This window comes from Burkholderia ubonensis, assembly GCF_902833085.1.
GTDB lineage: Bacteria > Pseudomonadota > Gammaproteobacteria > Burkholderiales > Burkholderiaceae > Burkholderia > Burkholderia ubonensis.
The window spans coordinates 633224-654486 of sequence record NZ_CADFEB010000001.1 but is presented as its reverse complement, the minus strand read 5'-3'; the positions used below and the strand labels follow the sequence as shown (position 1 = coordinate 654486).

Genomic DNA, 21263 nt, shown 5'->3' with positions numbered 1-21263 from the left:
ACCTCCCGAGTGGCATCGCAAGCGCGAACATTCCACTCCCCACGGCAAGGGACCGGGGATGACGAAGTTGAGGAGCGACGACTTGCTGAACCGGCGGCGTCAACCGGTGGTGCCGTCGTGCGGTTCGACGGCGCCGTAGTCGTTGATCGATTCGAAGTGGACCTTGACGCCCGCTGCGGCGGCGCCGGCAGGCAGATCCTTGACCGCGAAATGGCGCGTGGCGGACGGCGGGACCATTTCCGCCGTCGCGTCGTAGTTCTTACCGCCGCTTTGAACCTTGATCGAAGCCAGCGAGACGAAATAAGCCGACGGGTTGCTGACCTCGAGCTGCGCCTTGCCGTCGCGTTGAACCAGCTTCCAGCGAAGCTGCGCAGGCGCTTCCTCGACCTTGCCGGGCAGGCCGGCGGGGCGGTAGAAGAGCTTGATGCGCTGGCGCACGGCAATCTGCAGCGTGTTGTCGTCCTTGGCTTTCTGCGGGATCTCCTGCACGTTGAGCCAGAACACCGACTCGCGATCGGCGGGCAGGCCCTGACCGTAGTAGAGGACGCGCAGCGTCTGCTGCTTCTCCGCGCCGAGGCGGCCGAGCGCCGGCGTGATCGCGAACGGCACGTCCGCTTTCCCGTCGCTCGCATCCATCCAGGACTGGATCATCACGTCGGCCGGCGCGCGGTTGCGGACCAGAATCGACGCCTCCTTGCTCGGCGCGGCCAGCACGACGCGGGTACCGTCGAGCGTGACGCCAGCGAGCGAAGCGCCCGAAGACAACAACAGCGAACCGGCCAGGGCCAGCCCTGCAAAGTGGAATCGTTTCATGTCGAATGGGATATCGTTGGTCGGGCGGGGACGCGCCCCCGCCCGGGGGTGGATTACTCGTAGGTCAGCGTGAACGGCAGCGTGCCGTTGGCGGTACCGGCCTCGACGTCGGTGCCGTTCTTCACGTAGCCGGCGCGGATGCCGAGGTTGGCCGTGTAGGTCGGCGCTTCTTCGCTGCCGCCCTTGACCAGCGGTGCGTCGAACGTCTCGTTGGCGTTCAGGTTCAGCAGCGTGCCCGCAGCGTCGAAGATGCCGATGCCGACGCCCTTGGCCGTGCCGGTGGTCTTCAGCAGCTTGTTGTTGCTGCCGTCCACGCCCGAACCGCTGGCCGGGTCGAAGCGCACCTTGACCGTGTTCAGGCCCTTGGCGGTCGAACCGCAATCGAGGCTGAGGTTGATCGCGGTACCGCCCGCGATGCCGCCGCCGGCGGTGCTGCTCAGCGCGTCGACGCTGATCTTGCCCATCTTGACGTCGATCGACTGCGCACCCTTGCCGCCGGTCACCGACGTGCCGTTGCCGCCCGTGATGCCGCACGACGCGGCGACGATTTCACCCGTGAAGTTGATCGTGCCATCCGCAGCATGAGCAGCGTTCATCGCCGCGAATGCCAAACCGGCTGCCGACATCATCATTGCAATCTTTTTCATTTCGAGTTCACTTAATCGTTAAGAGAGAATTTCCAACGGCATCTTTCCAGTCGGATGCATGCCGCTATATTTTTTGCACAACTAAATTACTGCGGATCTATGCGTCCTTCGACACCTCCCCAAACTGGAATGAATGGAATCCCCACCCGTCAGGCAGGGCCAAATGGCTCGAACAGATGACTACCGGACATCGAACTCGTCGATCCCCGTGCGTCTACCAGGTCAGAACACCCCGCATACTTGAACAGCTCGATGTCGTTCTCCACTCCGAGCTGCTTCATCGCGTTGCCAGGGCGAACAGGAGATGCGCCTTGATGCGTGCATTTCAGGTTGTATTTTCCGGATGCGAGGCATGGCGGGAAACTGGACGAAAACTAAAGCGGTCGCCAAAGCAGTAGTACAAGTACTAATTTTATGGATGGGGGTGGAACCTTCAACCAATCCTCATGAATTGTTAAATCACGAGAGGTTGCCCATGGTTGGCACGGTCTTGAGCTCGCCGCGTGGCCGGGGACGATGGTTCGCGCGACGGCGAGATTCAAAGCATGGAATTGGAATGAATGACGGCGGAAACACTCTTGCCCATTCATGTGATCGAAAAATGCAACTGCCGCTACGACGTATTGGAAATTTAAATGCGTGTAACGGCGCGATTGTTTCGAGCGAGTTGCGGTATGCCAGGGCTTTGCGGGTACTACGCCGAAGCCGAGCCGCTTTCGGGCAGCGACGGTTTCGCTTGGCTTGTTGGGGGAAGCGGGCGGGGAGAGGGGAGCGTAATGCGTCGATTGGCCGCCGAGATGGGAGGCGCGCCGTCGCGCGCGCCGCATCTCGCGGTATACGTCAACCGTCCCGGAAAATGAAGCTGTACGCGCTCAACGCCGGCGCGCCGCCGAGATGCGCATACAGCACCTTCGAGCCCGGCTCGAATTCGCCGGCCGCACCTTGTCGATCATCCCGTGCATCGACTTGCCTTCGTAGACGGGGTTGGTCAGCACGCCCTCGACGCGCGCGCACAGCCGGATCGCCTCGAGCGTGCCGTGAGCAGATGCACGCTGGCATCGGGCGCGCAGATGAATGTCAAGCTGCCGCAACTCGTGGGCCAGAAGCTGCAGGCGGTGGGCGCCGTATCGGAAGAATCCGCGCCGGTGAAGCTGCGAGTCAATTGCCAGGGCGCCGTGAATGTCTACACGACGCTGACCGACGCGGCGAATCCGTCGAACGACGGCACGGTCCTGAGTGCGCTGCCCGGTTCGACGTCACATGGCATCGGGCTTCAGATCTACAAGCAAGGCAGCGAGACGCCACTCAACTTCGGACCGGACTCGGCAGTCAAGGGCAACAAGAACCAATGGCTCGCGGGTCAGGTCACGGACGGCAGTCTCTCTATTCCGCTGGTGGCGAGGTATGTGAAAACGGCGCCGACGTTTACACCGGGCTCGCTCGACGCCAGCGCCACGTTTACTTTCTCGTATCAGTAGCCGGGTTGGCACGCACACTGGGCTCCGACGGACGCTGTCGATACGGAGCCCGGCGCAGTCGAGATGCTCGATTTGCAGGCTGTATCGTCCGAACAGCCTGCGCCTTCAACGTGGGTTTCGATGCCGATAGAGGCCCTGTCCGCGTGCGGTCGCACCGATCGATTGCCCACCGCTGGCCCGTTCGCCGACGTTGTCGCTTGCTCCGCGGCCGATTAAGCAGACCTTTGCCGATTTTCATGTCGGTGGCGAACGGCTGAAATTCTCTCCAGGTCGGCCGGCAGGCCAAGACGGAAGTTTTAAATCTCGACAGTGTCGTGACTTCGTTGATATTTGGTACTTGTCCGAATTTGTTTTTCTTGGTTTTAGTACTCGTCCTGTTCTTTGGGGTGGGGATCTTCATTAAAATTATATCATTGATTCGAGACCCCTTGATTTTTAAGCAATGTAAATTCCATACCCATGATTTTTGTGAATTTATATTGCGAAATCTTTGTATCTATGTTTTGGCGTGATTGTGTAACTGCGGAATTGATTTTAATGCAGCGCCGGACTGGTGGATCCACTGTCCGGCTCTATTTGCTTGGCGATGTTGCTGCGCGCTGCGAATCAAGATAATCGAGTGTCTTTAAGTTCCGGGTGCTCTCCTTGGATTTCATGGGAGGGTGATTGATTCTGTGAAATTTCAAGGAGAACGGAAGCATAAATCTTTGCTGGTTTGTGATGTAGCAGTGTGGCGGTATGACTCCGGCCGGAAAAATGTCGCTGTGAATTCTCTATTAACGTTTGGATGAACTCGAAATGAAAAAAATCTCGCTGATGATGTCGGCTGTCGGTCTGGCGCTCATGGCCATGAATGCTGCCCACGCTTCGGATGGCACCATCAACTTCACGGGGTCGGTGGTCGCATCGACCTGCAAGATCAACGGCGGCACGAACGACCTGACGGTTCCGCTGCCGAAGGCCGCGACCAACCAGCTCGCTTCCGCGGGGGCGACCGCCGGCCGTACGCCGTTCACGCTGGCGCTGTCGGGTTGCACGACGGACAAGAAGGATGGCGAAAACACCATTCCGGCGCCGGTGAAGAAGGTTTCGGTGGCGTTCGAACCGGGGCCGAACGTGAACCTCGCGACCGGCCGACTGAAGCCGACCGGCGCCGACGCGGCAGGTGACGTCGAAATCGCGATCCTGAACGACAAGTACGAGCCGATCAAGATCGGTGCGGAAAGCTCGACGCAGGGCACCCAGGTCGTCGACATCGACACCGCCGAAGGCGGCACCGGCACCGCGACGCTGCAATTCGCGGCCCAGTACGTCGCGACGAGCGACAAGGTCACCGGCGGTTCCGCGAACTCGTTCGTTACGTACTCGCTGATCTATCCCTAAGCACCCGATGTTCTGAGTGAGCGTTCCGGCCTCCGGGAGGAGGCCGGAACGGTAAGAGATTCGACGTGTTCGTGATCGTCTATTGATTCGTACTACATATCTGGGAGATGTATCGAAAATGAAAATGAACCGTTCGTATGGAATCCTTTCGATATTGATGTCGTTGCTGTTCTGCGTGAGCGCTCAGGCGAGCGTCACGCTGTCCGGAACGCGCATCGTGTTCGACGCGGCCGACAAGGAGGTCACGCTTCAGCTCGCCAACGACGGAAAGCTGCCGGCGCTTGTCCAGGCGTGGCTCGACAAGGGCGATGTGCGGGCGTCGCCGGACACGATCGACGTGCCGTTCGTGGTTACGCCGACGGTGTTCCGCGTCGAACCGGGCAAGGGCCAGACATTGCGGATCATCCATACGGGCGAGCCGCTGCCGGCGGACAAGGAATCGCTGTTCTGGCTGAACGTGCTCGATGTGCCGCCCAAGGCGACCACTAAAGACGAAGTGAACCGTCTGCAGTTCGCGTTCCGCACGCGGGTCAAGCTGATGTACCGGCCCAGCGGATTGCATGGCAACGCGGTGGATGCGCCGGCGCAACTGAAGTGGACGCTCGGCACAGACGATCAGCACCGCCCGGTGCTGAAGGCCGTGAATCCGACCGCATACGTCGTCAATATCGCCGGCATCGAATTGAAATCCGGCGGCAAGTCGTTCGACGCAGGGGTTGGCTACGTGCTTCCCGGCGAGACAGCCTCGTTTTTGATCAAGGGCGCGACCGGCGCGAATCTGACCGGTGCAACGGTCCTGTTCAGCAGCGTCGACGACTGGGGCTCCAGTCATGCCCACCAGACGACGGTCGCCAAATGACGCCACAGCGGGAGGGCCTTTCGCGGGCGGTAGAAGTTAGCGCAATTCAGATAGCAAAAACCGAATAATCCACGGGAACGAATCCATGATTGAGAGGCAATACAACGGTCTGCAAGCGGAGCGGAAGCCCAGGCTGAAACCAATCTGCGCATTGGTCCTCTCGATCATCGCGGGGTGGCAGGCCGATGCGTACGCCGACCTTCAGGATGAAGGCGTGCCGTTGCAGGTCGCGCAGACGGATTTCGCGCAGGTCGAGTTCGAGGGCGGTTTCCTGAACAACGGCGGCGGTGCGATCGACGTGTCGCGCTACGGGCGCGGTAACGTGATTCGCGCCGGCATGTACAGCCCGGACATCTACGTCAACGGCGGCTGGGTCGGCCGCAGCGAGGTGAATTTCGAGGCCGCGCCGAACACGGCTGATGCGCAGCCGTGCTTCGACAAGGCGCAACTGGACCGGATCGGTGTCGATCTGACGCGCCTGCCGCCGGACATCCGCGCGACGCTGGATCAGGACGGCGCGTGCATGCGTATCGGCCAGGTGATTCCCGAGGCGTCGGTCAGTTTCGATTTCAATAGTCTCCGGCTGGAACTGAGCATTCCGCAGATCTCGATGCGACGCCAGGCGCGCGGCTACGTGAACCCGGACCAATGGAGCGAGGGCGTGCCGGTCGCGATGGTCGGCTATAACGCCAACGTGTATCACTCTCGCGCGAGCGGCGCGAAGGGCAGCACGCAGGGCTATGTCGGCGTCGATGGCGGGTTCAATTACCAGCGGTGGCACTTTCGGCACAGCGGCTCGTTCAACTGGGACGATCGCGGCAACCGGCGCTACGAGAACGTCGCGACCTACATGCAGCGCGATCTTGCGTCGTTGTCGTCACAGCTCGTCGTCGGCGATACGTACACGTCCGGCGACCTGTTCGATTCGACGTCGTTTCGCGGCGTGCGGATGTTTACCGACGACCGGATGCTGCCGGAATCGCAGCGTGGCTATGCGCCTGTTGTGCGTGGGATCGCGAACACCAATGCGAAGGTGACGATTTCGCAGAACGGCGTGAAGCTATACGAGACGACGGTCGCGCCCGGCGGGTTCGTGATCGACGATCTGTATCCGACCGGCTACGGCGGTGACCTGAAGGTGCTCGTCACCGAAGCCGACGGTTCGGAGCATTCGTTCTCGGTGCCCTACGCGGCCGTGCCGATGTCGCTGCGTCCGGGTCAGCATCGCTACAGCTTCACGGCCGGCGCGGTTCGCAACCTGGCCAACACGAAGCCTGTATTCACGCAGGTGACCTGGCAGCATGGTTTTACCAATTCGCTGACCGGCTATGGCGGCGCGACCGTCGCGCAGGGCTATCTGTCCGCGATGGCCGGCGCGGTGCTGAACACGTCGTGGGGGGCGTTCGGCGTCGACGTCACGCATGCGACCACGAAGATTCCGAACGAGCGGACCTACTCGGGGCAGAGTTTCCGCGTCAGCTATGCGAAGACGGTCGCCGCGACCGGCACCAACGTCGCGATCGCCGCGTACCGCTATTCGACGAACGGCTTCTTCGGGCTGAACGACGCAATGGCTGCGCGCGATCAGGCGAAGGCCAGCGGGTCGTCGTCCGGGCTCTACCGGCAACGCAATCGCGCGTCGCTGACGATGAGCCAGCAGCTCGGCGAGAAGGGCGGCAGCCTCAACCTCACCGCGTCGACGGCGACCTACTGGAACCGCAAGGGATCGGATACCGACTTCACGATCGGCTACAGCAATTCGTTCCGAAACGTGTCGTACAACGTGTCGGCGACGCGTCAGCGCGATGCGTTGGGCAAGGCGAGCACGCTCGTCTATGCCGGGCTGTCGATTCCGCTCGGCCGCACGCGGCCGGCGACGCTGTCGACCAACTTCAACCACGATTCGCGCGGCTCGACGCAGGTGATGACGAGCCTGAGCGGCTCGCTGGGCGCCGACAGCAACGTGTCGTATGGCGTGAACGTGAACCACCAAGCCGCGTCGGGCAACTCGCAGACGAGCGGCGGTGCGAACGTCATGTATCGCGGTTCGCTCGCGGAGCTGAACAGCAGCGTCAGCGCGAGCAGCGACTATCAGCAGTACTCGGCCGGCGCGCGCGGCGCGATCGTCGCGCACCGTGGCGGCATCACGCTGTCGCAGCCGCTGTCGGAAACCTTTGCGATCGTCGAGGCGAAAAATGCGGAAGGCGCACGTGTCACCAATGCGTCGGGCGTGCGCGTGGACAGGAACGGCTACGCGATCGTGCCGTTCCTGACGCCGTTCTCGATGAACGACGTGTCGCTCGACCCGAAGGGGCTGTCGACGGACGTGGAGCTGAAGGAAACGAGCCAGCGCGTCGCGCCGCTCGCGGGCGCCGTGCCGCTGCTGGTGTTCAAGACCGAGTACGGGCGTTCGGCGGTGATTCGCGCGCGGCAGGCGGACGGAGCGCCGGTGCCGTTCGGCGCGGTCGTGACCGATGCGGCCGGCAAGGACATCGGCGTGATCGGCCAGGGCGGCAAGCTGCTGGCGCGCGGTCTCGGCGAGAAGGGCGAGTTGAAGGTGCAATGGGAAAAGGGTGACGGCGAGGCCGTGTGCAGCATGTCGTATTCGCTGCCGGTGCGCAAGCGAGCCAGCGGATATCAGCCGCCGCAAAGCATCGAGTTGCCGTGCGTGGCAGGTGGCGTGGCCGATTTCGCGCCGACGGTGGTGAAGCAGGGTGCCAGGCCGGCCGCATGAGCGGCGAACGCATACGTGACGTTGACCGACGCGACCGTGTCCGGGAATACGTCGGCGACGCTGTCTATGACGATGGATTCGACGGCGTCGGGCGCGGGAAGTGCAGAAATGCCATATCAAAGCTCTGATGAATGTCGTATTGATTAGGATGGCTACAAGTGCTCAGGAAGATTTTAACCGGATTGACCGAAACCAGAAGAATCGTCGTTCTCGCTATGATTGCGACCTGCGCGTTGTGGGCGCCTTCCAGCTATGCAATCGATAAGTCGGTGACCGCGTTCAGCTCGCTCATCACGCTGCCGGATACGACACCTGTCGGAACGATTCTGACACGGGACTATGTGTCGATGCAGCAGATGTGTGGCGCGGCGACGTGCCCGATCAATGCAGTGTCACTGTGGCCATCCGGCGGATCGCAATTGGGACCCGGTCCGGACATAGTGACAAATGTGTCGGGCGTGTCCGTCCGGTTGCTGATCAATGGCGTACCGCAACCCCGAATGGACGCCCCCGGAAATAATGTGATCAGCAAGCAGCCGCTCGAACTGCAGTTGGTTCGGGATAGCCGACCTTTGACGCCCGGTAGCTTGGCGAGCGATGGGAGCGGTGCCAACCCATCCTATATCTATATTTGTGACCGGCAACCCTCGGGCTATTGCGCCGGCAATTCCACGAAGCTTGCGATCGTGCTGTCCGGTACGATCCGGTTCGTGACGGGTACATGCAAGATTCCCGACCAGACCATCGTGCTGCCGGGCGTTTCATCGGCGCGCTTCAGTGGCGTCGGGAAGACGGCAGGCTTCGCTGGCTCGATGCCGTTTGACCTGAAATTCAATAACTGTCCGGCAGGGTTTGCCCGCGTGGGGTATTCGGTCGAGCCGGTAGGTGCGCCGGTTCAGTCGATCAGCGGAACGCTGCCGCTCGGTCAGGGATCGACGGGTAAAGGCATCGGCATCCAGTTGGTCGATCGGACCAACGTTCCGGTGCCGTTCAATAAATCGATCAAGCTTGACGCTTACCAGACGTCAACCGGCGGATCGTATTCCGTACCGCTGGTGGCGCAGTACGTGCAGACGGGCGCCAATGTCACGGCTGGCTCGGTGCGCGGCTCCGCACAAATCCTGGTCGATTACCAGTGACGACCGGTGGCATGCCGGCACGATCGCGCAAGGCGAGGACCGTCGGCGGATTCCGTTGGTGTGAGCCGAGGCGTTTTCATGCGTGTCGCTGCACATGTCGCGAGCGTTGAAAGCGGGCGTCGATACCCGCTACGCCAGTTTGCGACGGCTGGCTGCGCGTTGACTCCGCATCGGCTGGTTGCTTCCATACGGAGGGGTGAGCAAGCGATGGACGGCGATGCCGAGTGAATGGCCGGTCGATCGGAAACGTTGCGTCGGCGTTGTAAAACCCGCCTATTCCGGACCGGAAAACCCCGTACGTCGCATCGATCGTTGGGCCGCGCGGGGAGGCGGCGGCAGGATGACGGAAAAGGAGGGCAGCGGAAACGGAAACCGGAAGGGGGAGCCGGCCCGGATCGGACGATTGCCGTCCGGGCCGGTTCCGTGGCACGGCATGCGCGATGGCACGCCGGAGCGCGTCATCCGTTGCTGAAAATCGCGCTGTACGCACTCAACGCCGGCGCCCCGCCCAGATGCGCGTATAGCACCTTCGACCCCGGCTCGAATTCGCCGCGCCGCACCTTGTCGATCATCCCGTGCATCGACTTGCCTTCGTAGACGGGGTCGGTCAGCACGCCCTCGAGCCGGGCGCACAGCCGGATCGCCTCGAGCGTGCCGTCGTTCGGCAGCCCATACTCGGGGCCGCCGTAGCGCGTATCGAGGATCACGTCCCGTTCGGTGATCGCGCGCCCGAGATCCACCAGCTCGGCGGTATGACGCGCGATCCGCGTGATCTGCGCATGCGTCTTTTCCGGCGCCGCGGACGCATCGATGCCGATCACGCGATCGGCGCGTCCGTCGGCCGCGAAGCCGACGACCATTCCGGCTTGCGTGCTGCCCGTCACCGAGCACACGACGATGTAGTCGAACTTGAAGCCGAGCTGCGCTTCCTGCGCGCGCACTTCCTCCGCGAAGCCGACGAAGCCGAGGCCGCCGAGCGGATGCTCCGAGCAGCCGGCCGGAATCGGGTAGGGCTTGCCGCCGGCGCGGCGCACGCTCTCCAGCGCGTCTTCCCAGCTCGGGCGGATGCCGATGTCGAAGCCGTCCGGAACGAGCCGCACGTCGGCGCCCATCATCCGCGACATCTGGATGTTGCCGACGCGGTCGTAGACGGCGTCGGAATAGTTCACCCAGTTCTCCTGCACGAGCACGCATTTCATCCCGAGATGCGCGGCGACGGCCGCGACCTGGCGCGTCTGGTTCGACTGGATGCCGCCGATCGACACCAGCGTGTCGGCGCCCTGCGCGAGCGCGTCGGGAATCAGGTATTCGAGCTTGCGGGTCTTGTTGCCGCCGAACGCGAGGCCGCTGTTGCAGTCCTCGCGCTTCGCGTACAGCTCGACCTTGCCGCCGAGGTGTTCGCTCAAGCGCTTGAGCGGCTGGATCGGCGTCGGGCCGAAGGTCAGCGGGTGACGGGGGAAGCGTTGCAGGTTCATCAGTGTCTCCGTAAAGGGCGCCGGCCGTGACGCGATGAAAAAATGATAGGCAAGTGCGCGCGAAATGAGCTTGCGAAATAAATCTGTCCATCCTACGTTTATGACGAAATCGCCAAGCGATAGACAACAGTTGTTCGTCGAGAAGGAGACAGACGCAATGAAATTAAGCAGCAAATCGGCGGTCGCACCGGATGCCGCGCCGGTACTCGATCGCATCGATCGCGCGATCCTTCGGCAGCTTCAGCAGGACGCGTCGATCTCGAACGTCGCGCTCGCCGCGAAAGTGAAGCTGAGCGCGCCCGCATGCCTGCGGCGCGTCGAGCGGCTCAAGGAGATGGGGCTGATCCGCGGGATCGTCGCGCTGCTGGAGCCGAAGGCGCTCGGCGCGGGGATGCTGGTGGTGATCGGCTTCGTGCTCGACCGCTCGACGCCGGAAGCGTTCGCGGCGTTCGAGAAGGCCGCGCAGAAGGTGTCGGGGTGCGTCGAATGCCACGTCGTGACCGGCGAGTTCGACTACTTCATGCTGGTGCGCACGCGCGACAGCGAAAGCTTCAACCGGCTGCATGCGGAGCAGTTGCTGTACCTGCCGGGCGTGCGGCAGGTGCGCAGCTTCATGGTGCTGAAGGAGATCCTGTCGACGCACGCGCTGCCGGTGTAATGCGCGTGGCGCGGCTCCTGAAAGGTGCCTGAATGTCGAGCGGTCGCACTACGCGCGCGGCGTGACGCGTCCCCGGCGGCGCGCTATGCTCGACGTTCGTTGCAGCGCAGCACGCGATCGCATCCAGACGGAGACCCCGATGCAGAACGTTCAGGCACTCATCTTCGACGTACAAGGCACGGCCACGGATTTCCGCACGACGGTCGGCGCGGCCGCTCGCGAAATCGCCGGCGCGCGTGCGCCCGGCATCGACTGGGGGCGCTTCGTCGACGACTGGCGGCGCAAGTACCGGCCCGCGCTCGATGCGATCCTCGCAGGCGAGCAGCCGTGGTCGTCGGTCGACCGCATCTATCGGCGCGCGCTCGACGAAGTGATCGACGCGTGGGGCCTGACGTTCTTCACCGACGGCGAGCGCGAGACGCTCAATTTCGCGTGGCAGACGATCGCGCCGTGGCCGGACACGGTCGAAGGCCTGCAGCGGCTCAAGCGCAAGTTCAAGCTGGCGACGCTGTCGAATGCCGACGTGAGCGCGGTCGTCAACATCTCGAAACGCGGCGCGCTGCCGTGGGATGCGATCTTCGCGGCGGAAATGGCGGGGACGTTCAAGCCCGATCCGCGCACCTACCGGATGGCATTGCGCTATCTCGGCGTGGCGGCGGGCGATGCGATGATGGTCGCGTGCCACAAGTACGACCTGGTCGCCGCCGCCGCGCTCGGCATGAAGACGGCGTTCGTCGCGCGGCCGCTCGAATTCGGTCCCGGGGGCGACGTCGATACGGCCTTCGACGACCGCTTCGACATCAACGCGCACGACTTCATCGATCTCGCCGCGCAGCTCGGCTGCTGAACAGCGCGGGGCGCGCGAGCGGCGCTAGCGCTGCCACGGCGCGTCGCCGGCTCCCGCCGTTTTCCGATAGCGCTCGCGCGCGGCGCGCACCACCTCGGCGCCGATCTCGCGTTCATCCGCGAGCGCCTTCAGCGCGGCAATCACGATGCTCTCGCGATCGACTTCGAAGAACGACCGCAACGCCTGCCGCGTGTCGCTGCGCCCGAAGCCGTCCGTGCCGAGCGTCACGTAACGGCGCGGCACGTACGCGCGAATCAGTTCGGGCACCGCGCGCACGTAATCGGTTGCGGCAATGACGGGCCCGCGCGACGCGCCGAGCGCCTGCGCGACATACGGCGTCACGTCGGCGTCGCCGAGCCGCGACAGCCGTTCGGCTTCCATCCCGTCGCGCTGCAATTCGGTGAAGCTCGTCACGCTCCACACGGCCGCGTCGATATCCCAGTCGTCTTTCAGCATCCGCTGCGCGGCGAGCGCTTCGCCGAGAATCGCGCCCGCGCCGAGCAGCTGCACGTGCGCGGTGTCCCGCGACGCCGGCGACAGCGGGTAAATCCCGTTGAGAATCCCTTCGCGCAGCGCATGCGGATCGCCGTCGGGCGCGGACGGCTGCGCGTAGTTCTCGTTGGTCACCGTCACGTAATAGAACACGTCGCGCTGCTGCTCGACCATCTCGCGCATGCCGGCATCGACGATCGTCGCGACTTCGTACGCGAACGCCGGATCGTACGCGCGGCAGTTCGGGATCGTCGATGCGGCGAGATGGCTGCTGCCGTCCTGGTGCTGCAGCCCCTCGCCGCCGAGCGTCGTGCGGCCCGACGTCGCGCCGACGAGGAAGCCGCGCGCGCGCTGGTCGGCGGCGGCCCAGATCAGGTCGCCGATGCGCTGGAAACCGAACATCGAGTAGTAGATGTAGAACGGCAGCATCGGCAGGTCGTGCACGCTGTACGACGTCGCCGCGGCGATCCACGACGAGATCGCGCCGGCCTCCGAAATGCCTTCCTCGAGGATCTGCCCGCGCGTGTCCTCGCGGTAGTAGAGCATCGAGCCGAGATCCTCGGGCTCGTAGCGCTGCCCGAGCGGCGAATAGATGCCGACCTGCCGGAACAGGTTGGCCATGCCGAACGTGCGGGCCTCGTCGGCGACGATCGGCACGACGCGGGAGCCGATCGCCTTGTCCTTCAGCAGCGCGGCGAGGATGCGCACGAGCGCCATCGTCGTCGACATCTCGCGGCCGCCCGCGTCCAGCGCGAATGCGCCCCAGGCCGGCATCGGCGGGACGGTCAGCCCCGCCGATGCCGCTCTCCGCCTTCTGGGCAGATAGCCTCCCAGGGCAGCCCGGCGAGCATGCAGGTAGCGCATCTCCGGGCTGTCTTCCGCGGGTTTGTAAAACGTGAGCCGTTCGACGTCGTCGTCCGACAGCGGCAGCCGGAAGCGGTCGCGGAACGCCTTCAGGTCGTCGACGTCGAGCTTCTTCTGCTGATGGGTCGTCATCCGCCCCTGGCCGGCCGCGCCCATGCCGAACCCCTTCATCGTCTTCGCGAGGATCACGGTCGGCTGGCCGCGATGCGCGAGCGCGCGCGCATACGCGGCGTGCAGCTTGCGCGCGTCGTGGCCGCCGCGGCGCAGGCGATCGATCTCCGCGTCGGTGAGGCGCTCGGCCAGCGCGGCGAGCGCCGGGTTCCGGCTGAAGAAGCGTGCGCGGTTGTACGCGCCGTCGTTCGCGGAGAAGGTCTGGAACTGGCCGTCGACCGTTTCCGCGAACGCGCGGGCGAGCGCGCCGGCGTGATCGCGCGCGAACAGCGGGTCCCAGTCGGAGCCCCACAGCACCTTGATCACGTTCCAGCCGGCGCCCGCGAACAGCGCTTCGAGCTCGTCGATCACGCGGCCGTTGCCGCGCACCGGGCCGTCGAGCCGCTGCAGGTTGCAGTTGATCACGAACACGAGGTTGTCGAGCCCCTCGCGCGCCGCGAGCGACAGCGCGCCGAGCGATTCGGGCTCGTCCATCTCGCCGTCGCCGAAGAAGCCCCAGACCGTGCGGCCGTCGGTGTGCGCGAGGCTGCGGTGCTGCAGGTAGCGCATGAAGCGCGCCTGATAGATCGCGTTGATCGGGCCGATGCCCATCGAGCCGGTCGGGAACTGCCAGAAATCCGGCATCAGCCACGGATGCGGATACGAGCACAGCCCCGGCCCCGCGATCTCGCGCCGGTAGTGCTTCAGGTGATCCTCGGCGAGAAACCCTTCGAGATACGCGCGCGCATAGACGCCCGGCGACGAGTGCGGCTGGAAGTAGACGAGGTCGCCGCCCGCGCCTGCGCCGCCGTCCGGCGCGGCCGCGCGGAAGAAATGGTTGAAGCCGACCTCGAACAGGTCGGACGCCGACGCGTAGCTCGCGATGTGCCCGCCAAGCTCGCCATACGCGCGGTTCGCGCGCACGACCATCGCGAGCGCGTTCCAGCGCAGCGCGGCGGACAGCCGCTCCTCGAGTTCGAGGTCGCCCGGATAGCGCGGCTCCTCGTGCGCCGGAATCGTGTTCAGGTAACGCGTGACGGGCGTGCGCACCGACGCGAGCCCGTGCTCACGCGCATGCGCGGCGAGCCGGTCGAGCAGGAACTGCGCGCGGTCCTTGCCGACGTGGAAGACGACCGCGTCGAGCGCATCGAGCCACTCGGCGGTTTCCTCGGGGTCGCGGTCGACGGGGGCGGGCATGCCGCCGGCGCGTTTCGTCTGCTCGATACCGCTCGATAAATCCGTCATCGCAGGTCTCCGGCGCGCCGGTTCCGGGGCGCGCATCAATGGGATCATGCTACCCGCCGGTCCGCAGAATATGCGTCTGATTTGATTGGGCATTCGCCGCTGGATAGTGTAAATATTCCGTGTGCAACCACGATTCCGGAATATTTTCACCATGAGCTCGAATCCCCGGCGGCTCGACCGCATCGACATCGGCATCCTGAACCAGCTCCAGCAGAACGCGCGGATCACGAACGCGGAGCTGGCCCGCGCCGTCAACCTGTCCGCGACGCCGTGCTTCAACCGCGTGCGCGCGCTGGAGAAGCTCGGCCTGTTCAAGCAGCAGGTGACGCTGCTCGACCCCGAGCCGCTCGGCCTGCGGATCAACGTGTTCATCCAGGTGAGCCTCGAGAAGCAGGTCGAGGACGCGCTGCAACGCTTCGAGGAAGCGATTTCGCTGAGGCCCGAGGTGATGGAGTGCTACCTGATGTCGGGCGACGCCGACTATCTGCTGCGCGTCGTGATGCCCGACATGCGCACGCTCGAGCGCTTCATCATCGAGCGGCTGACGACGATTCCGGGCGTGTCGAACATCCGCTCCAGCTTCGCGCTCAAGCAGGTGCGCTACAAGACCGCGCTGCCGCTGCCGGCGGCGGGGCTGACGCTCGTCGATCCGGACGAGGCGGCGTCGGACTGGGGTTGAGCGGCGGGAGCCGGCGCAGGCCCGCCGGCCCCCGCATCAGACGCGGGCGCCGTCCGGCCTGCGCGCCGGCGCGCGCGCCCATTGCCGCTTGATCAAGCGGTCGAGCGGCGTCGCGTAGCCGCGCGCGATGGCCGCGCTCACGCCGGCCGACAGCACGAGATAGGCCGCGAGCAGCAGCAGCCTGTCGTCGCCCAATGTCGCGCGCGGCGGAAACAGCGTGCGCATGCCGCCGAGCACGACCAGATGGAACAGGTAGAGCTCGTAGCTGAGCCTGCCGCTCCAGCGCAGCGGCGCCAGCAGGCGGCCGCCGCGCGCATCGCCGCCGGCGGCCCGCGCATGCGCGCCGGCCAGCAGTACGGCCGTGCCGAGCGCCATCGCGGTTACGCCGGCGACGTGGCTCTGCGCGATCGGCCACGCGAAATAGAGCACGGTCATCGCGGCCGCAGTGAGCCACTGCACTGCCGGTTGCGCGAACGCGCGCCAGCGCGGCCGGTCGGCCAGCACCGCCGCGCAGCAGCCGATCGCGATGCCGTCGAAGCACGCGAGGTATGCATAGAGGAAGCCGCCTTCGTCGCCGGAATGCGTGAGGCGGTACACGGGGCCGATCAGGATGACGAGCGCCCAGAACGCCAGCAGCCGCGCGTCGCGCCGCAATGCGATGCACAGCAGCGGAAACGACAGGTAGAACACCTCTTCGACCGATAGCGACCACAGCACGCCGAGCGCGTAATTGACCCACCCGTATGCGCCGATCAGCACGTTCATCCAGAACGTCAGCGATGCGAGATTGATGAGCCAGAACGACACCGTCACACCCTGCGGCGCGTGATTGGCGAAGATCGGCACGCCCGCCGCCGCGAGCCCGTTGACGAGCGCGAGCAGCAGGAGCAGGCACGGCACGATGCGTGCGATGCGCGACACGTAGAACGCGCGCACGTCGATCGCGGCGAGGCTGCCCCATCTGCGCCGCGCGTTCGACGTGATGAGGTAGCCTGAGATCACGAAGAACATCGTCACGCCGTAGTTGCCGTTGCGGACCACCGCATGCACGACGTCCCAGCCGAAGGCGCGGGAAAGCGCCGTGTCGCGCAGCGCATACGCGATGTTGAAGTGATGCAGCAGCACGAGCAGGATCGACACGCCGCGCAGCAGGTCGATCCGCGCATTGCGCGGGCCGGCGCTCATCGCGGCTGCGCGGAATCGGCGAGCGCAGGCAGCGCGTCGAGGAACGCGTCGCGCGAGCGCATGCCGGCGTTCGGGCGCTGCGGCTTGTCATCCTGGATCAGGTTCGCGAACACCAGCGTGCGCGGCCCCTTCGTCGCCCAGCCGACGAACCAGCCGTATGCGTGCGCCGCGTCGTATTGCGCGCCGGGCGAACCGGTGCCGGTCTTGCCGTGCACGGTCCAGCCGCCCGGCTGCGCGTCGAGCTGCATGAGGCGCGCGGTCATGTCGTATGCATGCGCGCTGACAGGCAGTGTCCGGTTGACGATCTTGCGCAAGAAGTCGATCTGCTCGAGCGGCGAGATCCGCAGCGACCCGTTGGCCCATGCACCCATCACGCCGTTCAGTTCGCTCTCTTTGCTGGTCACGTCGGCGTTGCCGTAGCCGAATGCGGTCGTGTACTGCTGGAAGCGCGCCTGGCCGAGCGCCTGCGCGACCTGCTGCGAGTACCAGAAGATCGAGATCCGCATCCAGCGGGCCGGGTCGGTCGGCTCGCGCCACGCGGCGCCGCCCCAGTCGGGATAGCCGTCGCGATAGGGGAGCGTCGGCGTGTGCTCGTCCTTCAGGAAGCCCGCGTCGTAGCCCATCAGGCTGATCGCGACCTTGAACGTCGACGCGGACGTCACGCGGGTCGCACACTCGCCTTGCCGGACGAGCACGCGGCCGGTCGCGGCGTCGGCGACGATCGTGCAGAGGGGTTTGGCGTGGGCGACGGTGGCGGCGAGTGCGCCGGCCGCGAGTGCGAACAGCGTGCGTTGCAGCGGATTCAGCATGAGGTCCTCGGAAAAGGCATGTCGTTCTTCGTTGTTGGATCAGTCTCATGACGGCGGCCGGCCCTTCGTTGCCGCCCGCGACATTGTAGAGGCCGTCGCGCGCGACGTGTGCGTCGAGCAAGCACGTCGGCGCGGCTCATGAAAAAGCCCGCCGGCGTGCTGTCGCACGCGGGCGGGCAAAGACCCCCAGCACGCAGACGCGACGCGGGGGCCGCGTGGAACGGGCAGAGCCGTCAGAACTTGTGACGAAGCGCGACGCGCACGGCGACCTGGTTCGCGGTCGACGACGGCGCGTCGGTGCCCGGGATGAATGCCTGGTCGAGGATCGAGTTCGTCTTGTCGCCGGCGATGTGCTGATACGCGGCCTGCAGGTAGACGTCGGTGCGCTTCGACAGGTTGTAGTCGGCCATCAGCCCGACCGAATGGATCTTCGGCTTCGCGTTGCCGGCCGACGAATCGTACTTCTCGAGCGACAGCACGTATTGCGCGCCGACCATGAACGCCGGCGTGATCTGGTACGCGCCGTTCACCTCGAAGTTCTGGTACTTGATCGCGCTGACCGTCGTACCCGGCGCGATGATCGCGCCCGGCGTGCCGAGATAGCCGTTGCCGGTCGGGTTCTTGTAGTTCGAGTTCGTGTACGCGAAGCCGACGGTCGCGGGCCCGAACGTGTAGTTGACGCCCGCGCCGAACACGCGCATGCGCGCCGCGATGTAGCTCGCGTCGTTCGCGGTGATCGCGCCGGCCGAGCCGTTGCCCGGATTGTTCGCCTGCAGGTAGGCCGCGCCGACGAGCAGCCCGCCGTTCTGGTATTGCGCGCCGAAGCTGTACGCGCGGTTGTCGGCGAAGTTCGTGCCGTTGCTGAAGCTGTATGCGCCGCCGAACTGGAAGCCGTTGAAGTTCGGGCTCGCGTACTTCACCGTGTTGTCGAGCCGGAACGAGTTGTCGGTGTTGTCGTTGTCGAACGGATGCGCGAGCAGGTAGCCGCCCCAGTTGCCGTTCGCCGTCGTCGGCGCGAGATAGTCGACGACCGAGTCGTATTGCCGGCCGAGCGTCAGCGTGCCGTACTGCGCGTGGCTGAGGCCGACGTAGGCCTGGCGGCCGAACATCCGGCCGCCCTGGTTCAGGCGGCCGCTGTTCACGTCGAAGCCGTTCTCGAGCTGGAACAGCGCCTTCAGGCCGCCGCCGAGATCCTCGTTCCCCTTCAGGCCCCAGCGGCTGCCCTGCGCATAGCCGCTGGCCATTTCGTAGACGTGGCCGGTGCCGACGTTGTTCGTGTAATTGAGGCCCTCGTCGATCACGCCGTACAGCGTGACGCTGCTTTGGGCGAACACGGGCGACGCGAAGGCGGCCGTCACGGCGAGCGCCGTCAGTTTCGTTTTCATTGAGATCTCCGGGTATCCAGCTTGTGTCGGTTGTCGTGAGCGCGGCGCGCCCCCGTCATCCGGAGCGATGCGCAGCGGCCGGGCGTGCCGGGACCGGCGGCGTGCGTTCGTGTCTCCTCCGATGACACGCGCATTCTTGCGAACCGGATGCGGAACCAAAAGCGAGTAATTCCGATGGATGGAATCGATGTCGCCGATGGGGCGTCCGGCGGCCCCGGCGCGCGTCGCGGGGGCGATTGGCGTTGCCGATCGCAGTGATCGGAATTACTCGCTTCCATAAACAATTTGGCGGTCCAAACATGCAGCGTGGCCCGATATGGCCGCCGCGCGCGGCGCGACGCATCGACAACAAGCCCTATATTGGAGACGACCCATCATGCAGATTCGACGACTGAAGACCGTCCTTCTCGCCGCCGCCGCGATCCTGTCGGCGCCCGCGGCCCACGCGGCCGGCGGCGCGTGCGGGGACGGCAAGACGGTCCACTTCGCCGGCATCACGTGGGAAAGCGGGGCGTTCGCGACCGAGGTGCTGCGGCAGATCATGGAGAAGGGCTACGGCTGCAAGACGGACGTCGTGCCGGGCAGCACCGCCGCGACCGAAACCGCGCTCGCGCGCAACGACCTGCAGGTCTGGGCCGAGCAGTGGACGGGCCGCAGCGAGATCACCGCGAAGGCGGTCGCGTCGGGCGCGGTGAAGCTGATCGGCGACACGCTGCCGGGCGGCACGAAGGAGGGCTGGTTCGTGCCCGAATACGTGGTCAAGGGCGATCCGGCACGCAACCTCAAGCCGGTCGCGCCGGGGCTCGCGTCGCTCGACGATCTGCCGAAGTTCAAGCAGGTGTTCGCGGACGAGGAGGAGCCCGACAAGGGCCGCTTCCTGAACTGTCCGACGGGCTGGGACTGCGAGCGCGTGAACACGCGTCTCATGCGCGTGCTGAAGCTCGACCAGTCGTATACGAACTTCCACCCGGGCACCGGCGCCGCGCTCGATGCGGCGATCGCGTCCGCGTACCAGCGCGGCGCGCCGATCGTGTTCTATTACTGGGGCCCGGCCGCGCTGATGGCGAAGTACAAGTTCGTCGCGCTGAAGATGCCGGCCTATAACGAGGCATGCTGGAAGACGCTGCGCGACGAGAGCAGCACGCATCAGTGCGCGTCGTCGTACATGGTGTCGCGGCTGACGGTGGGCGTGTCGAAGCCGTTCGCCGACGCGAATCCGGACCTCGTCGCGATGTTCGAGAAGGTTCGCTTTCCGATGGACTTCCTGAACCAGACGATCCTCGACATGACGACGAAGAAGATCGACGGCGCGGCGATGGCGACGCAGTTCCTGCGCACGCGTGCGGACATGTGGAAGCAGTGGGTGCCGAACGACGTCGCGCAGAAGATCGCCGGCGGCCTGAAGGGCGCGTAATGCTCGCGCGCCGTCGCGGCGCGATGGAGAACGATCATGAACGGCTTCTTCCTGCATCTGTCGATCGCCGACTGGGTCAACGGCGCGCTCGAGACATTCGTCGCACGGTACGGCGACAGTTTTCATCACTTCAGCGCGCTGCTGCTGCGCTACCTGCTCGTGCCGCTCGAAGGCGCGCTGCGCGCGGCGCCGCCGTGGCTCGTGCTGCTCGCGGTCGGCGCGATCGCGTGGAACGCGACGCGCCGCGCGGGCCTCGGCGTGCTGTTCATGCTGCTGCTCTATGCGATCGGCTGCTTCGGCCTGTGGGACAAGCTGATGCAGACGCTCGCGCTGATGCTCGTCGCGACGGTGCTGTCGGTCGCGATCGGCGTGCCGCTCGGCATCCTCGCGTCGCGCAGCCCGTGGCTGCGCCGGATGCTGCTGCCGGTGCTCGACGTGATGCAGACGCTGCCGAGTTTCGTCTACCTGATTCCGGTGCTGATGCTGTTCGGCCTCGGCAAGGTGCCGGCGATTCTCGCGACGATCATCTACGCGCTGCCGCCGCTGATCCGTCTGACCGATCTCGGCATCCGCCAGGTCGATCCCGACGTGACCGAAGCGGCGCGCGCGTTCGGCACGACGCGCCGGCAGCTGCTGGTCAATGTGCAGTTGCCGCTCGCGCGGCCGAGCATCATGGCCGGCATCAACCAGACGACGATGATGGCGCTGTCGATGGTCGTGATCGCGTCGATGATCGGCTCGCGCGGGCTCGGCGAGGACGTGCTCGCGGGCATCCAGACGATGGACGTCGGCAAGGGCACGCAGGCCGGCATCGCGATCGTGATCCTCGCGATCGTGATCGACCGGATCAGCCAGGGCTTCGGCCAGGAGCGCCGCGCGCGCCGCCGGCTCGCGCAGCAGCGGCGGCAGAAGGGCGCGTCGCGGGTGCCGTACCGGCTGCCGCGCAAGGCGTCGTCGTCCGGCGTCGACTCGAATCAACCGGCGCAATCGTAGGAGCGGAGAAAGAC

Annotated in this window: 17 protein-coding genes and 1 pseudogene; 10 read left to right on the top strand and 8 right to left on the bottom strand. The window is 65.2% G+C overall.

Going from position 1 to position 21263, the window contains the following annotated elements; all coding sequences use genetic code 11:
* Nucleotides 1–99 precede the first annotated feature (99 nt).
* The 3 genes and pseudogenes from HWX31_RS02885 to HWX31_RS02875 all read right to left on the bottom strand — a co-directional run.
* Nucleotides 100–813 (bottom strand): fimbrial biogenesis chaperone, encoded by a 714-nt coding sequence (locus tag HWX31_RS02885; RefSeq protein WP_174964364.1) that lies wholly within the window; start codon nt 811–813, stop codon nt 100–102.
* 53 nt (nt 814–866) lie between these two features.
* On the bottom strand, nt 867–1460 hold the full coding sequence (locus HWX31_RS02880) for a fimbrial protein (RefSeq protein ID WP_059667227.1): 594 nt from the start codon (nt 1458–1460) through the stop codon (nt 867–869).
* Nucleotides 1461–2300: 840 nt separating this feature from the next.
* A pseudogene (locus HWX31_RS02875) lies at nt 2301–2497 on the bottom strand (1-aminocyclopropane-1-carboxylate deaminase); the annotation flags it as partial.
* Nucleotides 2498–2530: 33 nt separating this feature from the next.
* Here HWX31_RS02875 and HWX31_RS02870 point away from each other — a divergent pair.
* From HWX31_RS02870 to HWX31_RS02850, 5 genes are all read left to right on the top strand, one after another.
* Entirely contained in the window at nt 2531–2938 is a 408-nt protein-coding gene (locus tag HWX31_RS02870) for a fimbrial protein (RefSeq protein ID WP_174964365.1), read from the top strand.
* 798 nt (nt 2939–3736) lie between these two features.
* Nucleotides 3737–4321: a fimbrial protein gene (locus HWX31_RS02865; RefSeq protein WP_059613241.1), complete on the top strand. Its 585-nt coding sequence runs from the start codon at nt 3737–3739 to the stop codon at nt 4319–4321.
* A 118-nt stretch (nt 4322–4439) separates the two neighbouring features.
* The gene (locus HWX31_RS02860; protein ID WP_415493121.1) at nt 4440–5180 is read left to right on the top strand and encodes a fimbrial biogenesis chaperone; all 741 of its coding nucleotides are present in this window, start codon (nt 4440–4442) and stop codon (nt 5178–5180) included.
* A gap of 85 nt (nt 5181–5265) precedes the next feature.
* Entirely contained in the window at nt 5266–7914 is a 2649-nt protein-coding gene (locus HWX31_RS02855) for a fimbria/pilus outer membrane usher protein (protein ID WP_174964367.1), read from the top strand.
* Between the two features lie 158 nt (nt 7915–8072).
* Nucleotides 8073–9053, top strand: coding sequence for a fimbrial protein (locus tag HWX31_RS02850; RefSeq protein WP_174964368.1), 981 nt, complete (start codon nt 8073–8075; stop codon nt 9051–9053).
* A 458-nt stretch (nt 9054–9511) separates the two neighbouring features.
* On the opposite strand, the gene HWX31_RS02845 is transcribed toward HWX31_RS02850, so the two are convergent.
* Nucleotides 9512–10528, bottom strand: a complete 1017-nt coding sequence (locus tag HWX31_RS02845; RefSeq protein ID WP_059613084.1) for a 1-aminocyclopropane-1-carboxylate deaminase — start codon at nt 10526–10528, stop codon at nt 9512–9514.
* Between the two features lie 157 nt (nt 10529–10685).
* Here HWX31_RS02845 and HWX31_RS02840 point away from each other — a divergent pair, with 157 nt between their 5' ends.
* Together HWX31_RS02840 and HWX31_RS02835 are read left to right on the top strand one after the other, a co-directional pair.
* Nucleotides 10686–11186 carry an Lrp/AsnC family transcriptional regulator gene (locus HWX31_RS02840; RefSeq protein WP_174964369.1) on the top strand — a complete coding sequence of 167 codons (501 nt, stop codon included), beginning with the start codon at nt 10686–10688 and terminating at the stop codon, nt 11184–11186.
* 139 nt (nt 11187–11325) lie between these two features.
* A complete protein-coding gene (locus HWX31_RS02835; RefSeq protein ID WP_174964370.1) occupies nt 11326–12033 on the top strand; it encodes a haloacid dehalogenase type II in 708 nt (235 codons plus the stop codon).
* 24 nt (nt 12034–12057) lie between these two features.
* Here the strand turns inward: HWX31_RS02835 and mdeB are convergent, their stop codons facing one another.
* Nucleotides 12058–14784 (bottom strand): alpha-ketoglutarate dehydrogenase, encoded by a 2727-nt coding sequence (mdeB, locus tag HWX31_RS02830; RefSeq protein ID WP_174964371.1) that lies wholly within the window; start codon nt 14782–14784, stop codon nt 12058–12060.
* A gap of 151 nt (nt 14785–14935) precedes the next feature.
* Here mdeB and HWX31_RS02825 point away from each other — a divergent pair, with 151 nt between their 5' ends.
* Nucleotides 14936–15463 (top strand): Lrp/AsnC family transcriptional regulator, encoded by a 528-nt coding sequence (locus HWX31_RS02825; protein WP_059613091.1) that lies wholly within the window; start codon nt 14936–14938, stop codon nt 15461–15463.
* Between the two features lie 36 nt (nt 15464–15499).
* Here HWX31_RS02825 and HWX31_RS02820 read toward each other — a convergent pair whose 3' ends face one another.
* From HWX31_RS02820 to HWX31_RS02810, 3 genes are all read right to left on the bottom strand, one after another.
* The gene (locus HWX31_RS02820; RefSeq protein ID WP_174964372.1) at nt 15500–16648 is read right to left on the bottom strand and encodes an acyltransferase family protein; all 1149 of its coding nucleotides are present in this window, start codon (nt 16646–16648) and stop codon (nt 15500–15502) included.
* Nucleotides 16645–17457: an OXA-1043 family class D beta-lactamase gene (blaOXA, locus tag HWX31_RS02815; protein ID WP_059726574.1), complete on the bottom strand. Its 813-nt coding sequence runs from the start codon at nt 17455–17457 to the stop codon at nt 16645–16647. Before blaOXA ends, HWX31_RS02820 begins: the two co-directional genes overlap by 4 nt.
* A gap of 233 nt (nt 17458–17690) precedes the next feature.
* Nucleotides 17691–18842, bottom strand: coding sequence for a porin (locus HWX31_RS02810; RefSeq protein WP_059613099.1), 1152 nt, complete (start codon nt 18840–18842; stop codon nt 17691–17693).
* Nucleotides 18843–19218: 376 nt separating this feature from the next.
* Between HWX31_RS02810 and HWX31_RS02805 the strand changes: the two genes are divergently transcribed.
* Nucleotides 19219–20256, top strand: a complete 1038-nt coding sequence (locus tag HWX31_RS02805) for an ABC transporter substrate-binding protein (protein WP_174964373.1) — start codon at nt 19219–19221, stop codon at nt 20254–20256.
* 36 nt (nt 20257–20292) lie between these two features.
* Nucleotides 20293–21249 (top strand): ABC transporter permease, encoded by a 957-nt coding sequence (locus HWX31_RS02800; RefSeq protein WP_174964374.1) that lies wholly within the window; start codon nt 20293–20295, stop codon nt 21247–21249.
* Nucleotides 21250–21263 lie beyond the last annotated feature (14 nt).